This is a genomic window from Actinomyces weissii (genome assembly GCF_016598775.1).
GTDB classification, from domain to species: Bacteria; Actinomycetota; Actinomycetes; order Actinomycetales; family Actinomycetaceae; genus Actinomyces; species Actinomyces weissii.
On record NZ_CP066802.1, the window covers coordinates 60746 to 85206 of the forward strand.

Annotated in this window: 25 protein-coding genes; 18 read left to right on the top strand and 7 right to left on the bottom strand. The window is 70.2% G+C overall.

All coding sequences use genetic code 11. The annotated features are described in order from the left end of the window. Positions 1-86 precede the first annotated feature (86 nt). The 3 genes from JG540_RS00270 to JG540_RS00280 all read right to left on the bottom strand — a co-directional run bounded on the left by JG540_RS00270 (position 87) and on the right by JG540_RS00280 (position 2270). Positions 87-947, bottom strand: a complete 861-nt coding sequence (locus JG540_RS00270) for an alpha/beta fold hydrolase (RefSeq protein ID WP_200275929.1) — start codon at positions 945-947, stop codon at positions 87-89. A 163-nt stretch (positions 948-1110) separates the two neighbouring features. Beyond that, positions 1111-1548 carry a pyridoxamine 5'-phosphate oxidase family protein gene (locus JG540_RS00275; protein ID WP_200275930.1) on the bottom strand — a complete coding sequence of 146 codons (438 nt, stop codon included), beginning with the start codon at positions 1546-1548 and terminating at the stop codon, positions 1111-1113. A 200-nt stretch (positions 1549-1748) separates the two neighbouring features. Then, on the bottom strand, positions 1749-2270 hold the full coding sequence (locus JG540_RS00280) for an S-ribosylhomocysteine lyase (protein ID WP_234042820.1): 522 nt from the start codon (positions 2268-2270) through the stop codon (positions 1749-1751). Positions 2271-2309: 39 nt separating this feature from the next. Between JG540_RS00280 and JG540_RS00285 the strand changes: the two genes are divergently transcribed. Beyond that, positions 2310-3395, top strand: a complete 1086-nt coding sequence (locus tag JG540_RS00285) for an alpha/beta fold hydrolase (protein ID WP_200275932.1) — start codon at positions 2310-2312, stop codon at positions 3393-3395. A 31-nt stretch (positions 3396-3426) separates the two neighbouring features. After that, positions 3427-4779 (top strand): AI-2E family transporter, encoded by a 1353-nt coding sequence (locus tag JG540_RS00290; RefSeq protein WP_200275934.1) that lies wholly within the window; start codon positions 3427-3429, stop codon positions 4777-4779. Positions 4780-5019: 240 nt separating this feature from the next. Here JG540_RS00290 and JG540_RS00295 read toward each other — a convergent pair whose 3' ends face one another. Continuing rightward, on the bottom strand, positions 5020-5838 hold the full coding sequence (locus tag JG540_RS00295) for a hydroxymethylpyrimidine/phosphomethylpyrimidine kinase (protein WP_200275936.1): 819 nt from the start codon (positions 5836-5838) through the stop codon (positions 5020-5022). A gap of 278 nt (positions 5839-6116) precedes the next feature. Here JG540_RS00295 and JG540_RS00300 point away from each other — a divergent pair, with 278 nt between their 5' ends. Next, entirely contained in the window at positions 6117-8171 is a 2055-nt protein-coding gene (locus tag JG540_RS00300; protein ID WP_200275939.1) for an alpha-amylase family glycosyl hydrolase, read from the top strand. Between the two features lie 46 nt (positions 8172-8217). Then, a complete protein-coding gene (locus tag JG540_RS00305) occupies positions 8218-9747 on the top strand; it encodes an L-serine ammonia-lyase (RefSeq protein WP_200275941.1) in 1530 nt (509 codons plus the stop codon). Positions 9748-9829: 82 nt separating this feature from the next. Here the strand turns inward: JG540_RS00305 and JG540_RS00310 are convergent, their stop codons facing one another. Then, positions 9830-10090 (bottom strand): Txe/YoeB family addiction module toxin, encoded by a 261-nt coding sequence (locus JG540_RS00310; RefSeq protein ID WP_200275943.1) that lies wholly within the window; start codon positions 10088-10090, stop codon positions 9830-9832. Position 10091: 1 nt separating this feature from the next. Beyond that, positions 10092-10349: a type II toxin-antitoxin system Phd/YefM family antitoxin gene (locus JG540_RS00315; RefSeq protein WP_200275945.1), complete on the bottom strand. Its 258-nt coding sequence runs from the start codon at positions 10347-10349 to the stop codon at positions 10092-10094. A 412-nt stretch (positions 10350-10761) separates the two neighbouring features. Here JG540_RS00315 and JG540_RS00320 point away from each other — a divergent pair, with 412 nt between their 5' ends. From JG540_RS00320 to JG540_RS00365, 10 genes are all read left to right on the top strand, one after another. Continuing rightward, complete coding sequence (locus JG540_RS00320; protein ID WP_200275947.1) at positions 10762-12399, top strand: DUF262 domain-containing protein; 1638 nt, start codon at positions 10762-10764, stop codon at positions 12397-12399. Continuing rightward, positions 12396-13622 carry a type II toxin-antitoxin system HipA family toxin gene (locus JG540_RS00325; protein WP_200275949.1) on the top strand — a complete coding sequence of 409 codons (1227 nt, stop codon included), beginning with the start codon at positions 12396-12398 and terminating at the stop codon, positions 13620-13622. Before JG540_RS00320 ends, JG540_RS00325 begins: the two co-directional genes overlap by 4 nt. A 392-nt stretch (positions 13623-14014) precedes the next feature. Continuing rightward, entirely contained in the window at positions 14015-14503 is a 489-nt protein-coding gene (locus JG540_RS00330; protein WP_200275951.1) for an Asp23/Gls24 family envelope stress response protein, read from the top strand. Positions 14504-14534: 31 nt separating this feature from the next. Beyond that, the gene (locus JG540_RS00335) at positions 14535-14711 is read left to right on the top strand and encodes a hypothetical protein (protein WP_200275953.1); all 177 of its coding nucleotides are present in this window, start codon (positions 14535-14537) and stop codon (positions 14709-14711) included. Positions 14712-14713: 2 nt separating this feature from the next. Beyond that, a complete protein-coding gene (locus tag JG540_RS00340; protein WP_200275955.1) occupies positions 14714-15136 on the top strand; it encodes an Asp23/Gls24 family envelope stress response protein in 423 nt (140 codons plus the stop codon). Beyond that, positions 15133-15681 (top strand): DUF6286 domain-containing protein, encoded by a 549-nt coding sequence (locus JG540_RS00345; RefSeq protein ID WP_200275957.1) that lies wholly within the window; start codon positions 15133-15135, stop codon positions 15679-15681. The genes JG540_RS00340 and JG540_RS00345 overlap by 4 nt, the downstream gene beginning before the upstream one ends. Before the next feature lie 15 nt (positions 15682-15696). After that, on the top strand, positions 15697-16374 hold the full coding sequence (locus JG540_RS00350; RefSeq protein WP_200275959.1) for a hypothetical protein: 678 nt from the start codon (positions 15697-15699) through the stop codon (positions 16372-16374). Then, on the top strand, positions 16371-17048 hold the full coding sequence (locus JG540_RS00355) for an RNA polymerase sigma factor (RefSeq protein WP_200275961.1): 678 nt from the start codon (positions 16371-16373) through the stop codon (positions 17046-17048). The genes JG540_RS00350 and JG540_RS00355 overlap by 4 nt, the downstream gene beginning before the upstream one ends. Beyond that, the gene (locus JG540_RS00360; protein WP_200275963.1) at positions 17045-17572 is read left to right on the top strand and encodes an Asp23/Gls24 family envelope stress response protein; all 528 of its coding nucleotides are present in this window, start codon (positions 17045-17047) and stop codon (positions 17570-17572) included. Before JG540_RS00355 ends, JG540_RS00360 begins: the two co-directional genes overlap by 4 nt. Then, positions 17559-17876: a transcriptional regulator gene (locus JG540_RS00365; protein WP_200275965.1), complete on the top strand. Its 318-nt coding sequence runs from the start codon at positions 17559-17561 to the stop codon at positions 17874-17876. The genes JG540_RS00360 and JG540_RS00365 overlap by 14 nt, the downstream gene beginning before the upstream one ends. 108 nt (positions 17877-17984) lie before the next feature. Here JG540_RS00365 and JG540_RS00370 read toward each other — a convergent pair whose 3' ends face one another. Next, positions 17985-18254, bottom strand: a complete 270-nt coding sequence (locus JG540_RS00370; RefSeq protein ID WP_200275967.1) for an HpcH/HpaI aldolase family protein — start codon at positions 18252-18254, stop codon at positions 17985-17987. Positions 18255-18424: 170 nt separating this feature from the next. Between JG540_RS00370 and JG540_RS00375 the strand changes: the two genes are divergently transcribed. The 4 genes from JG540_RS00375 to JG540_RS00390 all read left to right on the top strand — a co-directional run bounded on the left by JG540_RS00375 (position 18425) and on the right by JG540_RS00390 (position 23960). Continuing rightward, entirely contained in the window at positions 18425-19921 is a 1497-nt protein-coding gene (locus JG540_RS00375) for an NAD-dependent succinate-semialdehyde dehydrogenase (protein ID WP_200275969.1), read from the top strand. Between the two features lie 157 nt (positions 19922-20078). Then, positions 20079-21980: a glycoside hydrolase family 13 protein gene (locus tag JG540_RS00380; RefSeq protein WP_200275971.1), complete on the top strand. Its 1902-nt coding sequence runs from the start codon at positions 20079-20081 to the stop codon at positions 21978-21980. Positions 21981-22329: 349 nt separating this feature from the next. After that, on the top strand, positions 22330-23478 hold the full coding sequence (locus JG540_RS00385; RefSeq protein WP_200275980.1) for an ImmA/IrrE family metallo-endopeptidase: 1149 nt from the start codon (positions 22330-22332) through the stop codon (positions 23476-23478). Continuing rightward, the gene (locus JG540_RS00390; protein ID WP_200275982.1) at positions 23478-23960 is read left to right on the top strand and encodes a DUF4411 family protein; all 483 of its coding nucleotides are present in this window, start codon (positions 23478-23480) and stop codon (positions 23958-23960) included. The genes JG540_RS00385 and JG540_RS00390 overlap by 1 nt, the downstream gene beginning before the upstream one ends. Positions 23961-24461: the final 501 nt, after the last annotated feature.

Consider the following 24461-nt stretch of genomic DNA (forward strand, 5'->3'; position numbering starts at 1 on the left):
AAAACTGTGGACTTGGTGCAGGTTCTGAGGCGTCCCGGTGGTCTAGGGCCGTGGCCTGCGTGCACCGCCCGCAGGCCACAGGCAGGTCAAGGGCGGGTACGGTGGCGCAGCCAGGGGTCTACCACCGAGTGGAAGCGACCGGAGAAGGTGCGGCGCACGCAGTGCGGGGCCCCCTCGACCACGGCGGTGCTGATAGCGGGCTGCCGCTTGGTGATCGCCTCCAGCAGGTCCCTGTCCACGATGACGTCCTCGGCGGTGCCGGTCACCAGCAGCGTGGGCACGCTCAGGGAGTCCACGACCTCCTGCCACGACGTCGTCGGGCCGGTGCAGCCGGTCCTGATGAAGGCCTGGTCGCAGTCCACCACTCCCTTGACGCTGGCGGCGACCTCCCGGTGGGACCAGGTGGGGTTCTCCTGGACCTCCTTGTTGAAGCGTGCCTGCGGGTCGGCGGCGATCTCCTGGACCGTGCGCAGCCGCTTCTGGGCGCTGGCGCGCGTCTGCTTGCGGCGGGCGGGAGTGGTGAATGCCGGGTCCTCCGCGACCACCGCGGTGACCAGCTCCGGCCGACGCGCCGCCACCACCAGGGAGGTCACCCCGCCCATGGAGTGGCCGACCAGCACCACCGGGCCGGAGGCGGGGCCCTCACCGTCCAGCCCCTGGGCGTGGACCTGCTCCAGGACCTCCGTCAGGTCCTGCACCAGGCGCTCGCCAGCCAGCTCCGGGGTAGCCAGGTCGGGCTCCTCCCAGCGGGGGGAGGCGCCGTGCCCGCGGGCGTCCAGGGCCAGCACGCGGTACCCCTGCCCGACCCAGGCCTCTACGGCCTCCACCCAGCAGGCGGCGCTGTCGGTGATGCCGTGGGAGAGGACCAGCAGCGGGGCGGTGGGGTCGGTGGTGGGGCCGAATACCTCGCGGGCCAGGGGGGCGTTGCTGACAGTCAGGGTGCTCACGGGATCACTGTAGACGCCGTGTTGCCAAGCCGTTCCTTGCGGAGGTCTAGCACCCTCATTGTGTGCGGGGCCGTTTCGGTCGGCTGCGGGCCGTGCCCGGGCGGTTGCGGAGCGGTGGCGGCCGCTGGCCTGCGGTTACGGCCCAGGGGGCGGGTAGCCGGGCTCAGGCCACGGGGATCTCGAAGACCTCGTTGTCGCGCGGGGCGGATGAGTAGATCACCCAGACGCGCGCGGAGAGCAGCTCGAACTCTATCCGCACCACCGAGGGTCCGCCCAGGGCCTGCGGCACCTCTACGACGCGGGCCTTCGCCTCGATCGAGAAGCGCCCCCAGCAGGGCTGCGGCGTGGAGCCAGCCAGGGTGACCCGGGAGTGTGAGCGCACGTGCGCCACCTTGCTGGAGGTCGCCTTGGTCAGCAGGCTCGCGTAGCCGCAGCGGTTCTCCGCGTCCGCCAGCATCAGGACCGGCTGGGTGTGCGGGGCGCCGTCCGGGCCGACCGTAGTGAGCAGGACACGGCGGCCAGGTCCGAGAAGGGTCGGGACGGTGGGGAGAACTGACTCGACGTCAATAGTTCCCGGTGTGATCGCACTGGGGATGGTCATGTCTCCATCCTGACAGGGGGTAGAAGGGGGTTGAGGGTTTGGGTGCCCTTTGTGCGGATTATTCAACCGCTTATGCGCCACGCCTGCAAGATTAGTGACCAAGATGAAATAACCCAGTTAGATAGGCAAACCCCAGAGGTGGGTGTCTAGGCCCAGGGCCGTGTCCACCTCGCCCTTTTGAGCCGCCCCGCCCCCGGACCTCACCCAGGCTGCTGACCGGGGATGACCGTCTCCCACTGCGCGCGGGCGGCCAGGAACCGGCCCACCGCCGCCTGCGCCCCCGCCAGGGAGTGGTTCGCCCCCCAGCCGCACTGCACCTCGTTGGCGGCCGGGACCGCCGTCGCCGCCAGCACGTCCTGGCAGGTGGCCTCCAGCAGAGGCAGGAACTCTGCCGGCTCCAGCCCCAGGGTCAGGGCGTAGAAGCCGGTCTGGCAGCCCATCGGGCTCCAGTCCACCAGGCGGTCGGTGTGGTTGCGCATCAGCTCAGCCACCAGGTGCTCTACCGAGTGCACCGTCGCCATCTCCAGGTGCTCCTGGTTCGGCTGGCAGAAACGCACGTCGTACTTGACCAGCTCGTCACCGCCGGGCAGGCGCTTGCGGTCCGCCACCCGCACGAAGGGCGCCGCCACCTGGCGGTGGTCCAGGTTGAAGGACTCCACGTTCATACGAGGCTTCGTCCGGGGGCTGCTGGTCTGCGGGCAGGACTCGCTGTGCTCACTCATGAACCCAGGCTACGACGGCGCCCCAGGCACAATCAGCACATGCCCAGCGCCGATACGCAGCCCGTGCCCGGAGCCACCGCGTCCCCTGACCCTACGGCGGGCGCGAGTCCGTGGCCCCAGCCGCAGGCCGCCGCCCCCACGGCTGTCACGGCTGCCGCAGCCGCCACGTCCACTCCCGCCGCTGCTACGTCCGCTTCCAGGGCTGCTGCCGCCACCCCCGCGGCTGTCGCAGCCGTGCGCACCACCACCCCGACGCCCGCCCCCGGCGTCGCCCTCCCGCCTGAGCCGCTCGCCCGCATCGAGGCCGGGCAGCCGGGAGCCCCCACCCTGGTGCTGCTCCACGGCGTCACCAGCTGCGCGGCCGCCCAGGCGGAGGCCGTACGGCACTGGGTCGCCCGCGGCTACCGGGTGGTGGCCCTGGACGCCCGCGGTCACGGCCTGTCCCCGCGCTGGGGCGCCGCACAGCTGGAACGCGCCGGGGAGGTCCTGGTGGAGGACCTGCGCGCCGTCTTGGAGGACCTGGCCGCCCAGGCCCGCGCCCGGGCCGCCGCCGGGCTGCCTACCGCCCTGGACACCACCGGCAGGCCCCGGCCTCCTGTCGTGCTGGGCCACTCCATGGGGGCTGCTACCGCCATGGTGCTGGCCGGACGCCACCCAGAGCTGGTCAGCGGCGTCGTCCTGGAGGACCCCGCCCTGTACGGCACCCGCAGCGAGGCAGAGCTCCTGGCCAGGGGGGCGGCACGGGAACGTGCCCGGGCCGCCCAGGCGGCTGACCCCACCACCGCCCTGGCTCAGGCCGCGGGCAGGCCCCTCCTGGAGGTGCTGCCCAGCGTATGGGCCAGCCAGTGCTGTGACCCCGCACTGCTGCGCACCGGCGTCGTGGCCCCGGAAGTGCCCTGGGAAGAGGCCCTGGCGGCGCTGCGCGTACCCACCCTGCTGCTGACCGGCAACCAGCCCGCCAGCGCCCGGCTGGGAGAGGACGGCCTGGCCCGGGCCCGGCAGCTGAACCCCCGTGTCCAGGTGGTGCTGGTGGACGGCGCAGGCCACCAGGTGCGCAGCACCCGTCCTCGGCAGTACTACTCCGCCGTGGAGCGCTGGCTGGGGCGGCTGCCTCTCAATCCGTGACCAAGTGGTGGCTGCGTGGGAGGATCGTCCTATGACCGTTAGAACCAGACGCCCTGTCGTCCCGGACGTACCGTCCCCCCGCAGCCAGGGGGAGTCCATTGCCACCGTAATGGCCATGCTCACGGTGGCGGCGGTGGGCGTGTACTTTGTGCGCAGCCTGATCGGCCCAGCGTTCTTCGCCCTCACGCTGGTCATCACGGTGCGGCCGATGGTGTCCTGGCTGGTGCGTCGGCACGTGCCCCGGCTGCTGGCCGCGACCTTGGCGCTGGCCTCGATCTTCGCCTTCGTTATGGCCATGTTCGTGGCCCTGGGGGTGGCGGTGGCCCAGCTGGTGGACACCCTGCCTGGCTACTCCGAGCGCTTCCAGCAGCTGTGGGGGCAGGTCCTGCGCCACCTCGTCAAGGTGGGGGTGGACCAGGACACGCTGCTCAAGCAGCTGAGCTCCATGATCGACACCCAGAAGGCGGTCTCGCTGGCCCAGGAGCTGCTGGTCCAGCTCTCCTCCATGGGCTCGATCCTCACCCTGCTGGCGCTAACGGTCGCCTTCATCATCTTTGACACGTCCAGGATCGAGGGCCGCACCGCCGCCCTTGTGGAGCTCAAGCCCGGCCTGGCCTCCGCGCTGGCGGACTTTGCGCAGTCGGTGCGCTCCTACTGGATGGTCTCCACCATCTTCGGTCTGATCGTCGCGGCCCTCAACGGCTTGTCGCTGTGGTGGCTGGGCGTGCCGATGGCGGTTACCTGGGCGCTGCTGGCCTTCGTCACCAACTACATCCCCAATATCGGCTTCGTGATCGGGGTGATCCCGCCCGCGATCCTGGCGCTGGTGGACTCCGGCCCCTGGACCGCCCTGTGGGTGGTGGTGATCTACTCGGTTACCAATTTCGTGATCCAGTCGATCATCCAGCCCAAGTTCACCGGCGACGCCGTGGGCCTGAACCTGACCACCACCTTCCTGTCCCTGGTGTTCTGGTCCTCGGTGATCGGCGCCCTGGGCACGATCCTGGCGGTCCCGCTGACCCTGTTCGTCAAGGCGCTGTTCATCGACTCCGACCCCCGCTCCGCCTGGGTGGGCCTGTTCCTGTCCGCCGGGGACTCGCCGGACCTGGTCACCGAGTCCCGGCCCTCCGAGCTGGCCGCCCGAGACCTGGACGGCGACGACGTCGAGAGCCTGGACGCCGCGCAGCGCAGGCGTGTGGAGGGAGTGGCCCGGGAGGTCGCCCGCACCACGGCGGCCGCCGCCACCGGCAAGGCGCTGCGCCCGCGACAAGAGCGTGACACTGAGACGGCGGGCGCAGGCAGGAAGGGGGCGGGCGCTGAGGGGCGGCCCCGCAGCCGCTCCGGGAAGCCCGGTAAGGAGTCCTCCCGGCAGGGCAAGGACTGAGCAGGGCGGGGCCTGAGCGGGACGCTCCCGGATGCGGCGGGAGCGCCCGGATGCGTCCCGCTGGCAGGCACGTACCAAGCGGCCGCACGTGCGGTAGCCGGGGCCTGCAGGTGGCGCCCCGCTGTCTCCCCGGGCCGCTGAGGCCATCACTTTCCCTTGAAACGCCAGGAAATGTTGATTTAGGTACCCCCTGAATCAACACGGTTTGGCGTTCTGGGAGGAAGCGTGACGGTTTAGGCCTCAGGCCTGGCGGTAGCAGCCCTGGTAGACGCAGTCGAAGGGCGCGTTGCCGTGCATCCGGTGCGTGATCGCCGAGACCACGACCTCCTTGGCGGTACGGGCCGCCTCCAGGGGCGTGGCGCCCTTGGCCAGCTCGGCGGTGATGGCGGCGGCCAAGGTGCAGCCCGCCCCGGAGACGCGCTCGCGGCCGATGGCCGGGACCTCCAGCACCTCCAGGTCGCTGCCGTCGTAGAAGACGTCCAGGGCGGTGCCGGTGTCCAGCAGGGTGCCGGCCTTGGCCAGCACATTGGGCACGCCCTGGTCGTGGATGCGCTTGGCGGCGTCCTTGAGCTGGGCCACCGAGGTGATCTCCTCCATGCCGGAGAGCACCTGGGACTCGAACAGGTTAGGGGTGGTGATGGTTGCCAGGGGCAGCACCTGCTCGCGCAGGGCGTTGTCGATGTCCAGCGCGGCCCCGGGCTCCTGCCCCTTGCAGATCAGCACCGGGTCCACCACGACCTGGGGGAAGCGGTACTGCTTGAGGGCCTGCGCCGTCGCCTCGATGGTGGGGACGGTCCCCAGCATGCCGATCTTCACGGCGTCGACCTGCCCGTGTACACCGACGGCGGCCTCCACCTGGTCGGTGAGCACCTGCGGGTCGATGGGTACGAAGCGGTGGTCGAAGCCCTGCTTGGGGTCGAAGGACACGATGCAGGTCAGGGCCACGCAACCGAACACGCCCAGCTGCGTGAAGGTCCGTAGGTCGGTCTGTGCGCCGGCACCGCCAGAGGCCTCCGAGCCCGCGATGGCCAGGGTGATAGGGGTTCGCTGATTCGTCATGCGGCCACTGTGCCCTGAACCGGGGCCGGACCGCCAGTTGGCCCACCTGTTGGTGACGCCTTGCTGCCTCCAGGCGTCTGCCAGGCCCACCCACCTGCTACTAACTGCTAATTTAGGCTAAATTAGCAGTTAGTAGCAGGTGCCTGTGGGGCGGAGCCTGCTCGCAGGTGGACGACGCCGCCGTCGCCGCCCAGGTACCGGCAGCCAGCGTGCCAGCCGGTGCCGCAAGATCCCCCGAACCCCTCCCGTGGCAGGCGCAGATCGGTCACTATGGAAGCATGACTGTGAGCCGCGACACCCAGACCACGCCTGCCGCACCCACCTGGGGGGCCCGGCTACCAGGAGTCGTGCGCGACGCCGTCGACGCCGTGACCGGCCCCGACACCAGCCTGGACGCCACCGCCCGGCAGGTCCTGCACGCGCGGGTCGAGCGCTGGTACCCCGACCTGGCGGAGGGCCTGTCCACCCTCTACGGGGAACCAGCCGCCAGCCAGGCCCTGGCCCCCCTGCTTGCCACCGCCGCCCGCGCCTACGTGGAGCGCGACCCCGGGCTGCGGCGCCTGGACCTGACCCGCAGCCTGGCCCCCGGCTGGCTCCAGGAGCCTGGACGCATCGGCTACGCCGCCTACACCGAGCGCTTCGCCGGGAGCCTGCGCGGCGTGGAGGAGCGCATCAGCTACCTGCGCGAGCTCGGGGTCACCTACCTGCACCTCATGCCCCTGCTCACCCCCCGCCCCGGGGACTCCGACGGCGGCTACGCGGTGGCCGACCACACCACCGTCAGCCCCGCCCTGGGCACCATGCAGGACCTGGCCCACCTCACCGAGGCCCTGCGACGCGCAGGCATCAGCCTGGCGGTGGACGTGGTGCTCAACCACGTGGCCCGCGAGCACGAGTGGGCCCGCCGCGCCCGCGCCGGGGAGGAGCGCTACCGCCGCTACTTCCACATCTTCCCCGACCGCACCGAGCCCGACCAGTACGAGGCCACCCTGCCCGACCTGGGCCCCGCCTCCGCCCCTGGTAGCTTCACCTGGGACGAGCAGGCCGCCGGGTGGGTGTGGACCACCTTCAACCCCTTCCAGTGGGACCTGAACTGGCGCAACCCTGAGGTCATGGACGAGTACGCCCGCACCGTCCTGGACCTGGCCAACCGGGGCGTGGAGGTGCTGCGCCTGGACGGCCTGCCCTTCACTATCAAGCGCAAGGGCACCGACTGCCAGGGCGAGCCGGAGGTCCACGCCGTCACCCAGGTGCTCAAGGCCCTCACCCGGGTGGCCTGCCCCGCCGTGGCCCTGGAGGTGGACGCCGACGCGGTACCCACCGAGCTGATCCAGTACCTGGGCCAGGGCCGCTACACCGGCAAGGCCGCCGACCTGGCCCCCCACAACCCGCTCATGGTGCAGATCTGGTCCATGCTCGCCAGCCGCAACGTACGCCTGGCCTCCCAGGCCCTGCGCTCCCTGCCCGCTGAGCCCCCGGCAGCCACCTGGGTCACCTACCTGCGCAGCCACGACGACATCGTCTGGTCCGTCCGGGACGAGGACGCCGAGGCGGCGGGCCTCAACGGCTACTGGCACCGGGTCTTCCTGTCCGACTGGTACCAGGGCCTGTACCCCATGAGTGACGCGCGCGGCCTGGTCTACCAGCACAGCCCCTCCACCGGTGAGAGCCGGATCGCGGGCACCGCCGCCAGCCTGATCGGCCTGGAGGCGGCGGCGGAGGCGCTCGCGGGAGTGGCGGACGAGACCCCCGCCTGGCGGGAGGAGGAGCTGCGCACCTGGTACGAGCAGCGGCTGCACGCGCTGCGCCTGGCCTACGCCGTCGTCTACGGCTGGGGCGGGCTGCCGGTGCTGTGGAGCGGAGACGAGCTCGGCCAGCTCAACGACCCTAACTGGGACACAGAGCCGGGGCACGAGCACGACTGCCGCTGGGCCGGGAGGCCGGTGCTCAGCGCGGCCGCGGTGGCGCAGCGGCACGACGCCGGGACCCTGGCCGGGAGGGTGTTCGAGGAGCTGGCCCACCTGGGCCGGGTGCGGGCCAGCCTGCCCCAGCTGGGCGCCGAGGTGCGCACCCAGGTGGCGCCGGTGGACGACGACGGCGTGCTGGTCACCTTCCGGGACCACCCGCGCGGCAGCTTCGTGGGCGTGTACAACGTGACCGGCCAGTGGCGCTCCCTGCCCGCCGCCCGCCTGGCCGAGTACGGGGTGCTGGGGGCGGTGGACGTGCTCACCGACACCGTCCCCTCCGGCTCCACCACCCTGGAGGGGGCGGGGGACGGCCTGGTGCCGGTGCCGCCCTACGCCGCCTGGTGGCTGGTGCGCTCCACGGACTGACAGGGGCAGTGAGGGCCCAGGGCTGGTGGCACGGCATCATTGGGGCATGAACCGTGAGCCCGCGCCCGCCGCCTACACCCCCGTGGCCTTGCCGGAGGCAGGGGCGCCCGCGCCGGAGGCCCCCCGCCCGCTCAGCGTCTTCGACCTGATGCGCGTGGGCATCGGCCCCTCCTCCTCCCACACCGTCGGGCCCATGCGCGCCGGGCGGGCCTTCGCCGCCGCGCTCGCCCGCCTGCTGGGGGCTGGCGACGGCACCTGCCCCGGGCCGGTGGCCCGCATACGCATCGAGCTCTTCGGCTCCCTGGGGGCCACCGGGCGCGGCCACGCCACCGACCGCGCCGTCGTCATGGGCCTGGCCGGGCACGAGCCCGAGACCGTCCCGGCCGCCGTGTGCGAGCACCTGCTGGAGCAGGCCCTGGAGGCCGGGGAGCTGCTGGTCGACGGCGTCGGCCCCGTGCCCTTCAGCGCTAACGACATCCGCTTCCTGCCGGGGCGGGTGCTGCCCTACCACGTCAACGCCCTGACCCTGACCGCCTTCCGGTGTGACGGCACCGAGCTGGCCCGCCGCACCTACTACTCCGTGGGTGGGGGATTCGTCATGGAGGAGCTGCCCGGCACCGGTCCCGGTACCGGCAGCGCCACGGTCCGGGCCCTGGACGTGCCGGCTACTGCCCAGGACCACAGGCAGCCCGTCCCCTACCCTTTTGCTACGGGGGCCGCCCTGCTGGGGACCTGTGAGCGCACCGGCCTGCGCGTCTCCGACCTCGTGCGTGCCAACGAGCTGGCCGCCCGCCCTGAGGCGGAGGTGACCGCCTACCTGGACCTGCTGCACCGGAGCATGCGTGAGTGCATCGAGGCGGGGCTGGGCGCGGAGGGCGTCCTGCCCGGCGGGCTGGGGGTGCGACGGCGTGCCAAGGCCCTCCACGAGCGGCTGCTGGCCAGCACCACCGGGCCGCAGGCGGCCCTGGCGCAGGCTGACCCGTTGCGCGGCATGGACTGGGTTAACCTGTTCGCGCTCGCGGTCAACGAGGAGAACGCGGCCGGGCGGCGCGTGGTCACCGCCCCCACTAACGGGGCCGCCGGGGTGGTGCCTGCGGTGCTGGCCTACTACGAGCGCTTCGTCCCTGGGGCTGACAGGGACGGCGTGCACCGTTTCCTGCTGGCGGCCACGGCGGTGGGCGGCCTGATAAAGACGAACGCCTCTATCGCTGGGGCGGAGGTCGGCTGCCAGGGGGAGGTGGGGTCGGCCTCGTCTATGGCGGCCGCCGGGCTGGCGGAGGCCTTGGGCGGCACCCCCGAGCAGGTGGAGAACGCGGCGGAGATCGCTATGGAGCACAACCTGGGGCTGACCTGTGACCCGGTGGGTGGGCTGGTGCAGATCCCCTGCATCGAGCGCAACGCGGTGGCTGCCGTGAAGGCCATCAACGCGGCGCGTATGGCGCTGTGGGGGCAGGGGCGGCACGCGGTGAGCCTGGACGCGGTCATTGAGACCATGCGGCAGACCGGGGTGGACATGCTCTCCAAGTACAAGGAGACCGCCACCGGCGGCCTGGCCGTGAACGTCGTGGAGTGCTGAGGGGCGGGCCGGGAGCGTGGCCTGGGCGGCTGCCGGGAGTGTGCGGCCTGGACGGGCCGGGCGTGGGCCTGCGTGAGCCGCCCTACTCGTAGTGGTAGCGGCAGGCGGCGACCAGGATGTTCCCGGCGTCGTCGATCCGGTACACCAGGCGGTGCTCAGCGGTGATGCGCCGTGACCAGTAGCCGGTCAGGGAGTGGCGCAGCGGCTCGGGCTTGCCCAGGCCCTCGTGCCCGCCACGCTGAACGTCCCGCAGGAGCTGGTTGATGCGTTTGAGGATCTTGCGGTCCTGGGCCTGCCACCACAGGTAGTCCGCCCAGGCTGACTCGTCCCAGATGAGTGCCACCTCAATCGGTCTCGATCAGCTCGTGCTGTGCGCCGACGCCGCCGTCCAGCCGTTCCACCGCCGCCAGCAGCCGCTTGGCGTTGGCGGGGTTGCGCAGCAGGTAGTCCGTCTCCTTGAGCGACTGGTACTCCGCCAGGGAGACGATCACAGCGGGCTCGTGCCCGGCGCGCGTGATGACGACCTCCTCGCAGTCGTTGACCACGGAGTCGAGCACCTCCGCGTATCGGGCGCGAGACTCGGTGTAGGTCATGGTCTTCATGCAGGCTCCTCGGGGCGACGACGTCAGGCGGTTGTCTGTACAGAAGGCTGTACGTCCGCCGTTGGTGTGTCAAGGGGCGACGAGACTCATGCAGGATGCCCGCGAAGGCGTCGAAGAGCCACCACCTGGCACGCCGTTACGCCTTCTACTAACGCTACGAGACCAGTGAGGAGCCTGGGGTCATCAATCGTCTGTGGGAGCAGGTAAATACCAGGAGCGGCTTCCTGACACCTACCCGCAAGCCCATCGGATAGGGCGCTGACAAGGCCGGATGACGCTAAGGCCTCTACGACAGCCCCGCACCCCACCGGACCGGCCCGCTAGCCAGTGCCACCGGGCCGGGAGCACGGCTTGGGCCCTGGTCGGTTTGCGGGCACGGAATCCTGTCAGGGGTGCGTGGCATCATCAAGGTATGGAACAGTCAAGGGCGTCCTCCTTTAGCCAGGCCTGCACGATCTCCCAGCTGCGGGACCTTGTGCTCTCCGGCCGTATCCGGGTGCCACAGTTCCAGCGCTCCTTCCGCTGGGAGGCCAGCGACGTGCAGAGCCTTGTCGATTCCGTGCTGCGCGGCTACCCCATCGGCAGCCTCCTTCTGTGGGAACGCGAGGCACCGGCGGAGGAGATCGTCGTCGGTGCGCTGCGCGTGCATGCCTCGGCCCGCCCCGATGCCTTGTGGGTCGTCGATGGCCAGCAGCGACTGACGAGCCTGGTAAACGTCACCGATCCTGACGGTTTCAAGGATCCGCGCTTCGCTATGGGCTACTCGCTGCGTAGTGGGGAGGTGGTCCGCGGCGCTCGCCTTGGGGACCCGCTCGTGATCCCTCTGCCGGACCTCTTCGACTTCTCCCGGACTCTGGCGTGGCTCGCGCAGAATCCCGATGGCGCGTCGTTTGCTACCCAGGTGCAGGACGTCGCCCGGCGCCTCAACCTCGCCGACCTCCCGGTCACCATCATGAAGGACGCCGACGAGCGCACCCTGCGAGAGGTCTTCGACAGGATCAACTCCCGGGGTAAACGGCTGACCGCGGCAGAGATCTTTGACGCCATCCACGGAGGTGCCAGCGAGGGGACCTCGCTGACGGGCATCGCCCAGCGGGTGGATGCGCAGACGCAGTTCGGTGTCCTCAACGGGCAGACGGTCGTCCAGGCGCTCCTGCTACGGCGGAACACGGACATCACCCGGGACCTTCACGGCGAGTTCTCCCCGACGCGCAGGCGGGCGAGTGACCTCCCTGAGGAGAGCGAGTCTGAGGCCTACGCAGCGACGGAGGCTGCCCTGACCTCAGCCATCCGCTTCCTGCAGGGCCGCTGCGGCATCCCGCACATGACTTTCCTGCCTTTCCGCTTCCAGCTGCTGGTCCTGTGCCGCTTCTTTGCCTTCTTCCCAGAGCCGAGTGATCGCAACCAGGAGCTCCTCAGCCGCTGGTTGTGGCGGACGAGCGTTGGTGCCGACCAGCTCGGGCTGTCCGGTTCGCAGGCCGATCTGCGGGCCCTGGCTGGCTGCGTTATCCCCGGCCAGGAGTCCGCCTCCGTCCAGCGTCTCCTGGAAGGTGCCCGGCTGACCGAAAAGCCGCAGGTCCCTGATCTCTCCGTCTTCCGGGCCACGCGCTCGGACAGCAAGCTGATCCTGTCTGCCCTGTGGAGCCTTGAGCCCTTCGACCCGTCCACGGGTGACCCGATTACCCAGGAGCAGCTGGCCGAGGCCCTTGAGGGAGAAACCACGCCTAGCCGCGTGGTCACCGACGTGGTTGCCTCTCGGAACGCGCCGAAGGGTTGTGCGCTTGCCGCACTGAAGGTGATCTCTGTCGTGGACGGCCGTGAGCTGGTCAGTGCCCTTGAGGTTGGCACTGATCTTCACCGCCTGCTGCTTGACGCGGAGATGGTGCGGGCTCTGCAAAGCAATGACGTGTCCAAGTTCCTTGAGCGGCGCGAAAGCGCGATGGGCTCCTTCCTGCAGGACTTCCTGATCGCGCGCACCGGCTGGGAGCAGGACGACTCCGCACCATTTACCGACTATGTCTTTGACGGCCCTGAGATGGAGGAGCCATGAACGAGGCCGTCTACGCCGTGCGCCTGCACGGGGAGCACGTTGGTGCCATCCACCGTCGGGACGAGTTCACTAAGTTCATCTTTGATCGTGACTACTGGGACCGGCCAGGCCGGATGGTGCTCGGACGCTGGTTCGAGGACCATCCGAGGAAGCGTCCCCACGCCGTGCACGCGGTCCCTCCCTGGTTCTCCAACCTGCTGCCTGAAGGGCGGCTTCGTGAGCTCATCGCAGCGGAGGTGGGGGTTACCGTCCGCCGTGAGATGGATCTGCTAGCCCGGATCGGCCATGACCTGCCCGGCGCTGTCACGGTCCACCATGATGCGGGTGGAACGGTGGCCCTGGAACTGACGGACAATGACGCGGCCTCCGTTGCTGGAGCCGCCGTGGTGCCGGGCGCCCTCCGCTTCTCCTTGGCTGGAATGGCTCTCAAGTTCTCCATGCGCGAGACGGGGGACCGCCTAGCAGTCCCCGCGCACGACCAGGACGGCGACTGGATCGTAAAGACACCCGATCTCTCCTACCCCGAGCTGCCCGCCAACGAGCTGGCCGTAATGGAGCTGGCGCGAACGGTCGGGATTGAGGTGCCGGACACAAGGCTCAGGGCGCGTGACGAGATTGATGGCCTAGGTCCGGGCGCCTGGCCCTCTGAGGAGCGGGTGGCGTACTGCGTCCGCCGTTTCGATAGGAGCGCGGGCGGGCGGGTCCACATTGAGGACTTCGCTCAGGTGCTTGGTCGTGCCGGTGCCGGTCAGAACAAGTACTGCTCGAATGTGCAGACCGTCGCCGGTCTTGCCTACCGTGGTGGAGACCGCGACTCCTTGCGCGAGATGGTCCGTAGGACGGTGTTCAACCTCCTTGTTGGCAACGGGGACGCTCACCTGAAGAACTGGTCGCTCATATACCCCGACGGCAGACGTCCACGCCTATCGCCCGCCTATGACCTCGTCTGCACCGCCGTCTACCCGAACCAGGCGGAGATGAGCCTCCCCTTCTTCGGTGCGACCCGGGTGGAAGACATCGGTCGTGAGCACTTCCTGCGCATCCGTGACCTCCTCCACCTTCCAGGTGATGACGTCGTCGATGTCGTGGACGAGACGGTCGAGAGCTTCATGCAGGCGTGGACCGAGGGGGCCAGCGAGAGGATGCCGAATGCGGTCGCGGACTGGATCGGCGAGCATCATGAGGCGACTGCTCGACGGCTAACAGCCCGCCAGGGCGGTTGAGGCGCCAGTGCGCTTTGGGAGCGCTCTACGGCAGCGGGCTGTCACTGGCGGAGGGCTAGACGGGCTACCCAGCCGGAGGGGGCGGCGAGAAACCGCATGATTCCAAGGGTGGGGGGCCGCTGCCGTAACGCGGGAACGGTTCTGGCCCTCCACCGGTGACAAGCTCCGGCTGCTGGCCGCCAGCCCGGTGCGGCCCAGGGGCTACCGCCAGCCCAGGGTCGTCCAGGGGCTACCGCCAGCCCAGGGGTGGCCCTAGGGCGGCCGGAACAATTCCTACCACCGTTGTGCCGGGAGCCACATAATCTGGCCGTGAGGAACTGTGACCTCAAGGCGTCCTACTTGTGTCCGCGTCGAGACACCGGCGGCGGGCAAGGACAACCAAGGAGAAGCACATGAGCAACGGCTCCATCCCCCAGACCGGCCAGCAGCGCGAGATCGCCCAGGAGCGCCAGGAGCAGGAGAAGCGCGAGAACACCAACCGCGGCCCCCTGCAGACCAAGCAGGGCGTGACCACCATCGACGAGAGCGTCGTCGCCAAGATCGCCGGTATGGCCGCCCGTGAGGTCCCCGGCGTGTACGACATGGGCAACATCGCCCGCCGTGCCTTCAACGCCATCACCGACCGCATCCCCAACGCCCAGACCAACGTGGCTGGTGGGATCAGCGTGGAGAAGGGCGAGACCCAGGCCGCCGTGGACGTGACCGTCGTGGTCGAGTACGGGGTCTCCATCGTCGAGGTCGGCAACGCCATCCGCCGCAACATCATCGAGCAGGTTGAGGGCACCACCGGCCTGGAGGTCATCGAGGTCAACGTCAACGTCACCGACGTGCACCTGCCCGACGAGGACGACGAGGACTCGCGCGGCACCGACCTGAAGTGACCAGAGCGGTCAAGTCAACCAAGGAGACTGCATGAGAACCACACACCTGTACCTGCTAGTGGGGCTGTTCCTCGGAACCGTGCTCGCCTTCGGGTCCTTCGCCCAGTTCGTACTGGTCGGCCTGTGCGGCCTGGCCGGGGTAGTAGCCGGGCAGGGCGTGGAGGGCCGCCTCGACCTGCGGGGCGTGCTCGACCGGCTGAGGCAGTGACCATGGCTGACCTGACCACGACCCAGACCCCCACCAGGCGCCACCTGCGCCAGGGCGGTGGGCGCTCGCGGCGCGAGCCGCGCGGCACCACCACCATCCCGGCGCAGGTGGTGGCCCGGGTGGCCGAGCAGGCCGCCTCAGAGCTCGCCTACGTCGGCTCGGCCGCAGGCGGGCTGCTGGGTATCGGGGCCCGCCGGGAGTTCCGCGGCCGCCCCGACGCCTCCTGCGACCTGTACGGCACCACCGCCGTGCTGCGCCTGGACGTGGGCATGACCTTCCCGATCCCCCTGCGAGAAGCCACCGAGCAGCTGCGTGAGCACGTGCGCGCCCGGGTGGAGCAGCTGACCGGCTTCAACGTGAGCCGCATAGACATTGACATCTCCTGGCTAGACCCGAGCAGCCGGGTGAGAGGAAGGCTCCGATGAGCAACACCCCCCGTAGCCTCACGCGCCGCCCCTCCAGGACGGTGCCAGCCACCCTCACCGCCCTGGCGGCCCTGGCCCTGGGGGCGACCGGCACCTGGCTGGTAGGCACCCGGCTGCTCACCGGCTCCTGGCCGCAGCAGGCCCGGACCGCTGTCAGCCACCTGGCCGCCACCCAGCTCGGCTCCCTGACGGTCCTGACGCTCGGCTGCCTGCTGGTGCTGCTGGGGCTGCTGGCCCTCTGGCTGGCCCTGTGGCCCGGACGCTCCCGCAACGTCGAGGTGCTGGCGGACGACGTCCCCGGCCAGACCGTCATCAGCCGCAAGGACCTGGCCGGGCTGGTCCGCCACCGGGTGGAGCAGGTGGACGGCGTGGACAGCGTGTCCGTGCGCGCCACCGGCTCACGGGCTGACATCAGGGTCGGCTCCGTGATCGGCGACGTCGGCCCGCTGCGCCAGGACGTGCAGGCCGCCGCGCAGGAGGCCCTGACCCGGCTCAACCCGACCAGTGCCGTGCGCGCCCGGGTGCGCGTGCGCCACACCTCCTGAGAGAGGAGCAAGGAAATGAGATCAGTCTCCGGAGCCCGCAACCGGGTGGTGCTGGCCCTCACCGGCCTGCTGTCCGCCCTGGCCGGGACCTGGCTGGTGGCCTCCAACCTGGACGCCTCCCGCCACTGGCCCGAGGTGGACCACCTGGTGGCTGAGCCGGGCGTGCAGCTCGGCTCCCTGGCCCAGCAGCACTGGACGTGGCTGCTGCCGGTTAGCGGGGCGTTGGCAGTGCTCCTGCTGCTGGCGGGCCTGTGGCTGCTCCTGCGGCAGCTGCCCCGCCGGGCCCGCACGGCCCCGCTGCGCCTGACCGGCCCCGACCGGAGCCTGCTGGCCTCCGTCGACACGGCGGTGCTCGAGCGGGCCCTGGCGGAGCGGTCCCAGGAGCTGCCCGGCGTGAGCGACTGCACGGTGTGGGTAGCCGGATCCGCCCGCGAGCTCTGGCTGCAGGTCACCGCCACCGTCTCCCCGGACGCCGAGGTCGCCCTGACCGTGGCCGGGCTGCGTCAGCGCCTGGCCGAGGACGCCACGACCGCGCTGGGCTCAGCGCCGCAGCAGGTGGACCTGGTGGTGCGGCCCAACCGCAGGACCGTGTCCGAGGCCGCTACCGCCCCCAGGAGCCCCCGCGGCGCTGGGCGGCGCCCGGGCGGACGCCGGGAGACCGTTCCCGCACAGCCTGAGGGTGCGCTGGCGTGACCGGTACCGAGCACAGCAGCGCCCCGCCCGGCCTGGGAGCGCAGCAGCGGGCCCACCCTGAGCGGCTGGCAACGGGAGGCGGCGCGGACAAGCACCTGGTGCTGCGGGCCCAGGACGGTGACCTGCAGGCCTTCGAGAAGCTGGTGGGCCGCTACGAGGGCCGGCTCTTCCGGGCCGCCTACATGCTCGTGGGCAACCGGCATGACGCCGAGGACGTGGTGCAGGACGCCCTGGTGCTCTCCTGGAAGCGGCTGCACCTGCTGCGTGAGCCTGAGGCCTTCCGGGGCTGGCTCCTGCGGATCTGCACCAACGAGGCCAACAGCGTCCTACGACGTCGTGGCCGCCGCGCCACGCACAGCAGCGCCCCCGAGGACCTGGACGCGCTGGAGGGCGCCTCCGCCGCCGCCAGCCGTGGCGACGGGATAGGCACCCGTAGGCCAGCTGCCCAGGGGGACCCTTCCCACAGCAACGAGGTAAACGCCCAGATCGCGGCGCTGTCCGAGGTCCTGGCAAGGATCAGCCCCGAGCTGCGCGCCTGCTGGACGCTCCGAGAGGTCGAGGAAATGTCCTACAAGGAGATAGCGCAGACATTAGGAGTCACCGAGGCCACGGCCCGCGGACGGCTGGCCCGCGCCCGGGCCGTCGTCATGGAGCAGATGGAGGCGTGGAGATGAGCCGCCCAGATCACAGTCCAGAGCCCCCCGAAGTCAACCAGGAGGCGACGGAGCGCTACCTTGAGATGATCCGGGCCGTCCACCAGGAGTGGGACGCCCTGGACGCCGCCCAGGACAGCTCGGTGCGGCCCAGCCGCCGGGTCATGGACTCGGTGATGGAGGCGGTGCGTGCCAGCAGCCGCCACGGCCCAGCCATCAGCGTGCCACCCACCGAGCACGGCCCCTGGACCGTCACGCGACTGTCCCTGCGCACGCTGGTGCGGCAGGCGGTGGACTCCGTACCAGGCGCCCTGGCCCTGCGCTCCACCTTTGAGCACGCCCCGGCCCAGGCTGACGGTCAGCTCGGGGAGCTGGGGGAGCCGGTGCGTGTACGCTGCCATATCAGCGCCCACAGCTCTGTCAGTGACCTGCCAGCGCTGGCCGACAGCGTCAGGCAGGCGGTGCTGGCCGCCTGCGCCGAGCACCTGGGGCTGCACCCGGATGTAGACATTCACATCGAGGACCTGCATGATGACGAGCTCTGAGACCCTGAGCGAGACCCTGGCCAAGGCCGTCACCGCCGTTCCGGGAGTACGCGGCCTGGAGCCGGGGATCCTTAGCGCCGTGCGGGTGCTCCACTCGCAGGTGCTGGGGGAGCGTCCCGGAGCCAGCCGCTTCGGGGTGCGGGTGGACGACGCCGCCCAGGAGGTGCACGTGGACCTGGGGGTGGAGGGCTCCCGGGAGGTGCGGCAGACCGTCAGCCAGGTGCAGCGTGAGGTGGAGCAGCTGCTCGCCTCCAGCAGCACCCAGGGCTACCAGGTCAGGGTGCACGTGAAGTCCGTGTCCTAGAGGTTTTGTCACTGGCGGAGGGCTAGACGGGCTGCCCAGCCAGGAGGGGCGGCCGGAAACCGCATGATTACAACGACGGGGTTGCTGCCGCCGGAGCCGCGAAGGGTTCTAGCCCTCCACCAGTGACAAGCTCCCGGCGCGGCGTACCGCCGTGATCGCTGCGTGCACCGCCTCCACCACCCGCGGGTGGCCCTGCTGGCCGATCAGCCCCAGGGAGGCCGCCAGGTCCGAGGCCCCACGAACACGGCGTCCCCCCTCGGTGGCGGCGATCTGCGCCGTGTCCACTCCTGAGCCGTCTCCACCGGCCCCCTGGTCCGTCTCCACCTGCACGGCCAGGGACACCAGCTCGTCGTTTTCCCGGCCCAGGTAGTCTTCCACCCGGTTGCAGCGGACGCCTCGGCCCAGGGCCAAACCCACCCCTGGCGCGTAACGGGCGGTCCGTAACGTCGTCTCCAGGCCACCTCAAAAGCCTCCTCAACGCCAACCCGACGCCACCGCAAGGGCACCGCCCAGCAGAGGCGGCCCAAGGACTTCAAAGGAGAAGCCGCATGAACCCGCACCCCACCAGCCCAGACCCCGCCACCGCCGAGCGCGTCCAGCACCTGCTGGCCCAGGTACCCACCGGCGTCTTCATCTCCGGCGAGTTCCGGGAGGCCGCCACCGGCAAACGCTTCGAGGTGCTCAACCCCGCCACCGGGGAGGTGCTGACCACCGTGGCCGACGCAGGCCCGCAGGACGCCGCCGAGGCCATGGACGCCGCCGCCCGGGCCCAGCGGGAGTGGCAGCACACCGCCCCGCGGGTGCGCTCCGAGATCCTGCGCCGGGCCTTCGAGCTGGTCACCACCACCTACCGCGAGGACCTGGCCCTGCTCATGACCCTGGAGATGGGCAAGCCGCTGGACCAGGCCGACGCCGAGGTCACCTACGGCGGAGAGTTCCTGCGCTGGTTCGCGGAGGAGGCCGTGCGGGTGCGCGGAGATTACTTCCGGGTGCCGGAGGGCCACCTGCAGGCCCTGGTGCTACGCCGTCCCGTGGGGCCCTGCCTGTTCATCACCCCCTGGAACTTCCCCCTGGCCATGGCCACCCGCAAGGCCGGGCCAGCCTTCGCCGCCGGGTGCGTGGCCCTGCTCAAGCCCTCCAAGGAGACGCCGCTTACGGCACTGTTCTTCGCCAAGATCATGCAGGAGGCCGGGCTGCCCGCCGGGGTGCTGGCCGTCCTGCCCGCCGACCGCAGCCGGGAGGTCACCGCCCCCGTGCTGCAGGACCCGCGCCTGCGCAAGCTGTCCTTCACCGGCTCCACCGCCGTGGGCAAGGCCCTGCTCAAGGAGGCCGCGGACAACGTGCTGCGCACCTCCATGGAGCTGGGCGGCAACGCCCCCTTCATCGTCTTCCCGGACGCCGACCTGGACCTGGCCGTGGACTGCGCCCTGCGCCCCAAGATGCGCAACATGGGACAGGCCTGCAACGCCGCCGACCACTTCTTCGTCCACGAGGACGTGCACGAGGAGTTCGTGCGGCGCTTCGCCGCCGCGGTCGCGGCCCAGCAGGTGGGTGACGGCACCCAGGCGGGGGTGCAGGTGGGGCCCTTGGTCAGTGCCAAGCAGCGTGACGACGTCGCCGCCCTGGTGGAGCGGGCCCTGGGGCAGGGGGCCACCGCCGTGGTGGGAGGCACCTGCCCGCACGGGCCAGGCTACTTCTACCCCCCTACCGTGCTCACGCAGGTGGCGGTGGACAGCGAGATCATGACCGAGGAGATCTTCGGCCCCGTGGCGCCGGTGGTGCGGTTCCGGGACGAGGAGGAGCTGGTCGAGCTGGTCAACGCCGACCGGGTGGGTCTGGCGGGCTACTTCCACACCCGGGACATGAGCCGGGTCCTGCGCCTGGCGGAGCGCCTGGAGATCGGCATGCTAGGAGTCAACTCCGCCACCATCTCCAACGCCGCGGCGCCCTTCGGGGGGCTGAAGCACTCCGGCATGGGCCGGGAGGGCGGCAAGGAGGGCATCGAGGAGTACCTGGAGACCATCTACGTGGGGATCCCGGTCTGAGGCTGTCACTGGCGGAGGGCTAGGCGGCCCTGCCCGCCTGCCGGGGTGGGGCAGAACCGTGTGATTCCAAGGGACGCGCCACCGCCGTCGGGGTGGGGGACGGTTCTAGTCCTCCGCCAGTGACAAAAACTGTCCGGGCATAGGGCAACATGTCACCATGAGACCCGCACGCCCCTGGTGGCAGGACGCCGTCGTCTACCAGGTCTACCCCCGCTCCTTCGCGGACGCTGACGGCAACGGCACCGGCGACCTGCGCGGCCTGGCCAGCCGCGTGCCCTACCTGCAGGCCCTGGGCGTCGACGCCGTGTGGCTGTCCCCCTTCTACCCCTCCGCCCTGGCCGACGGCGGCTACGACGTCGACGACCACCGTGGCGTGGACCCGCGCATCGGCACCCTGGCGGACTTCGACCAGATGGTCACCGCCCTGCACGAGGCCGGGATCCGCGTGCTCGTGGACCTGGTGCCCAACCACACCTCCAACCGGCACCAGTGGTTCCGCGCCGCTCTGGCCGGAGGCCCCGACGCCCCCGAGCGGGCCCTCTACCACTTCCGTGAGGGCCGGGGGGAGCACGGCCAGGAGCCCCCGAACGACTGGCGGTCGCTGTTCGGCGGGCCCCTCTGGCAGCGGGTGGATGACCGGGACGAGGCCGGTCGGCCTCTGACCGGCCCGGGCACCGGCCGCCCCTACCAGTGGTACCTGCACATCTTCGCCCCCGAGCAGCCCGACCTGAACTGGGAGCACCCGCAGGTGCGTGCCGACCTGCTGCGCACCCTGCGCTTCTGGTGCGACCGGGGCGTGGACGGCTTCCGGGTGGACGTGGCCCTGGGCATGGTCAAGGACCTGAGCCAGCTGGGGCGGCCCTGGTCCGAGGTCGGCTACTGGCCGCTGCCCGCGGACGGCACCCACCCCCTGTTCGACCGCGACGCGGTCCACGGGCTCCTGGCCACCTGGCGGGAGCTGCTGGAGTCCTATGAGCCGCCGCGCTTTGCCGTGGCCGAGGCGGGCGTGCAGCCTTCCCGGCGGGCGGCTTACGCGCGCAGCCTGGGGCAGGCCTTCAACTTCCAGATGCAGGACGCCGACTGGACCGCCGAGTCCTACGCCTGGGCGCTGGACGCGGGCCTGGAGGACCTGGCCCGGTGCGGCTCCACCACCTGGGTGCTGGGCTGCCACGACGTGTTCCGCGTGGCCACCCGGTACGGCTTCGAGCCCTCCGCCCTGTCGGCGGCGGAGGTGGTGGATGCAGCGGCGGTGGCCGGGCCGGACCAGGCCCACGACGCCGTGGACGGCTCCGTGCCCGCCGGGCGGTCCCTGGTGCTCAGCCGCCAGTGGGTCCTGGCTGGGGGTGGTGCCGGGGCTGGGGCTGCTGGGGTGTCTGGCGGCACCTCGGAGGCTGAGACGGCTGGCGGCGGCGAGGGCCTGGGAGCGGCGGCTGGCGGCGGCGAGGGCCTGGGAGCGGCGGCTGGCGGCGCTGCGTCCGCTTGCTGCGCCGTCCCTGTTCAGGACGCGGCGGCGGGACGCAGGCGGGCGCGGGCCGCGGCCCTGGTGGTGATGGCCCTGCCGGGATCCCTGTACGTCTACCAGGGCGACGAGCTGGGCCTGCCGGAGGTGCCTGACATCCCCGAGGAGCGCCTGCAGGACCCGATCGCCAGGCGCAACCGGGCCCTGGAGAAGGGCCGCGACGGCTGCCGGGTGCCCCTGCCGTGGGCGCGGGGCGGCAGCTCCTACGGTTTTGGTCCCGACGGCGGGGCGGAGCCGCACCTGCCGCAGCCACCGGGCTGGGGCGGGTTCTCGGTGGAGGCCCAGGAGGGTGACTCGGAGTCGGTGCTGAGCCTGTACCGGGAGGGTCTGCGTCTACGGCGTGGGCTGTGGGTGGGCGCGGGTGAGGTCACCTGGCTGCGGCGGGATGGGCAGGCGCTGGGTTTCGCGCGTGGTGGCTTGCAGTGCTGGGTGGCCTTTGGTGCGCCTCTGCGCCTGCCCGCGGGCGAGGTGCTGCTGGCCAGTGCCCCTGTGACCGACGGCCTGCTGCCCGCCGACGCCACGGCCTGGCTGCGCGCCTGAGGTGGGGCGTGGTCGGGGCTGCTTTGGGAGGGTGGGCGCGTCTGGCTGGCCTGGCGCGGGCCATACGGCGGCGCATGAGCTCGCTTATCGCCAGGGTCAGGGCCGCCGGTGCCACCACCTGCAGGCCCAGGACCAGGGCGAGCAGCTGGCCGGGAGGTCCGGCGCGATGCCTGCAGGGGTAGGAGTCTAGAAGGCCTCAGGCCGCGCAACGGTGAGCGTGGTCCCACGGCTGGCGGACAGGCCCGCTCTGCGCTCCTTAGACCGCGCAACGGTGCGCATGGGCCGGTTGGAGTCTCTGCCAGCCCGTACACTGGTAGTGCATGGGCGCAGCTGTGGGACAGGGGGCATGATGGGCGCTGTCTACGTCGACGTCGCTCCTGAAGTCCTGCGCTGGGCCACGAGAAGAGCTGGGTGGGATGAGAGTACGGCCTTCAAGAAGGTTGACAAGCTCAAGTACTGGGTCACGGGTGAGCGGCGTCCGACGTTCAACCAGTTGCAGGAGTTCGCGCAGGCCACGCACACGCCGCTCGGCATGCTCTTCCTTCCCGAGCCGCCGGTTGAGCCGCTGCCAATTCCTGATATGCGCACCATGCGGGACGTCGGCATCCACACGCCGTCGGCAGATCTCCTAGACACCATCTACCTCTGCCAGCGACGCCAAGACTGGTACCGCGACTATGCGCTCGACGCCGGGGCTGAGCCCCTCGACCTGGTTGAGTCCGAGTCCCTGAGCACGGATCCGGCAGTGGCTGGAGCCCGCTTGCGTGCGCTTCTGGGGCTGGAGCAGCGGCGTGCCTCCAGCTGGCAGGAGGCGAGGCGGGACCTGGCGGACCGTATAGAAGGGCTGGGCGTGCTCGTCATGGTCAGTGGCATTGTCGGCGGTGACACGCACCGTAAGCTTGACCCGCAGGAGTTCCGTGGTTTCACGTTGGCTGATGACGTCGCCCCGCTGATCTTCGTGAACGGAGCGGATACGCAGTCCGCGCAGGTATTTACCCTGGCGCATGAGTTTGCCCATGTGACGCTTGGGCACAGCGCACTGTCGGACACCGCCCTCGGTGAGCGTGAGGCCAAGAGGGAGGAGCGCTGGTGCAACGCCGTGGCCGCTGAGGTGCTGGTGCCGCTGGAGGCGTTCAAGGCTAGGTGCCAAGACCCGTTGGATGAGGCTGCGCTTGAGCGTCTCGCACGTGAGTTCAAGGTCAGCACCCTAGTGGTACTGGCACGGGCCCGGGAGGCTGGCTTTATCACTTGGGAGGAATTCGGCCCACGGTATGAGGCGGAGCTCAAGCGGGTCCGGGGTCTGGCACGCCAGGAGGGTGGCAGTCATGGTGGCGACTACTACAAGGTCCAGCCTCTGCGGATAGGTCGTGAGTTCGCTCGCGCCGTCATCAGCTCGGCCATGGAGGGCACTACGACCTACCGGGACGCCTACCGTCTTCTTGGCGCCAAGACGCACTCGACCTTCGAGGGCCTGGCTGAGGCGCTGAAGGTGGCGTGATGTATCTTCTCGACGCGAACGTGCTCATTGACGCGAAGAACCGCTACTACGCCTTTGATATTGCCCCAGGGTTCTGGGCGTGGTTGGACGGCGTGCTCGTTGGGGGTCGGGCTTGCAGCATCAAGGCCGTATACGATGAGCTGGTCCTGGGGAATGATGAGCTCTCCAAGTGGGCGCGTGACCACAAGTCCTTCTTCAAGCCGGTTGACCAGCACGTTGTGCGCTACTTCCAGCCCTTATCGGCGTGGGCTGCCTCCCAGAGCTTCACGCAGGCGGCGCTCAATGCCTTTGCCGCGGACGCGGCCGACTACCTCCTTGTGGCCTTTGGTGCCGCCTACCAGTGCACTGTCGTGACGAACGAGCGGCCCGACCCGAAGTCGCATAAGCGCGTCAAGATCCCTGATGCCTGCAATGCGTTGGAGGTGGCGTGGGACACGCCGTGGAACATGCTGCGGGCTACGGGCGCGGTACTTAAGGTCTGAGTTATAAACCGGTCATAAGTGCAGGTGGCTGTCAAGTCCTCTGTCCTGTCCAGAAGGCAAGGTTTTCATGTCGTCGAGGACCGTGTCGAGAGCCTTCTTGAATGACAGGGACCCACGCCCGTTCAGCTGTGCTCCTTGGTGCTGGTCGCACCTCCCCTAGCATGGCAGCCGACGAGCGCGACGGGACCGGCATCGTCGTAGACCACCATATTGGGTGGCGGTGAGTAGTTGTACTTTGTTCGACCTGGGTCGTCGCCGAACGTGACATTGGGTGACCACCACCGGTCGTAGGGGCCTCGATGATGACTATTCATCCCCGCGATTGGAAAAGTGGTCGTGATAGCTTTCCCTGTGTTCTGGGGCATGGCAGTCGTATTGGGTGCGGCCCGATCAACATCATGGAGGTGGCACAACCTCGGTATGTCTACTAGAAGCTCATTCTTCGCTATTGAGCCTTTCTCGCCGGGGGTGAGGTGTTGGAGTGGGGAGCGTTGAGGTGCT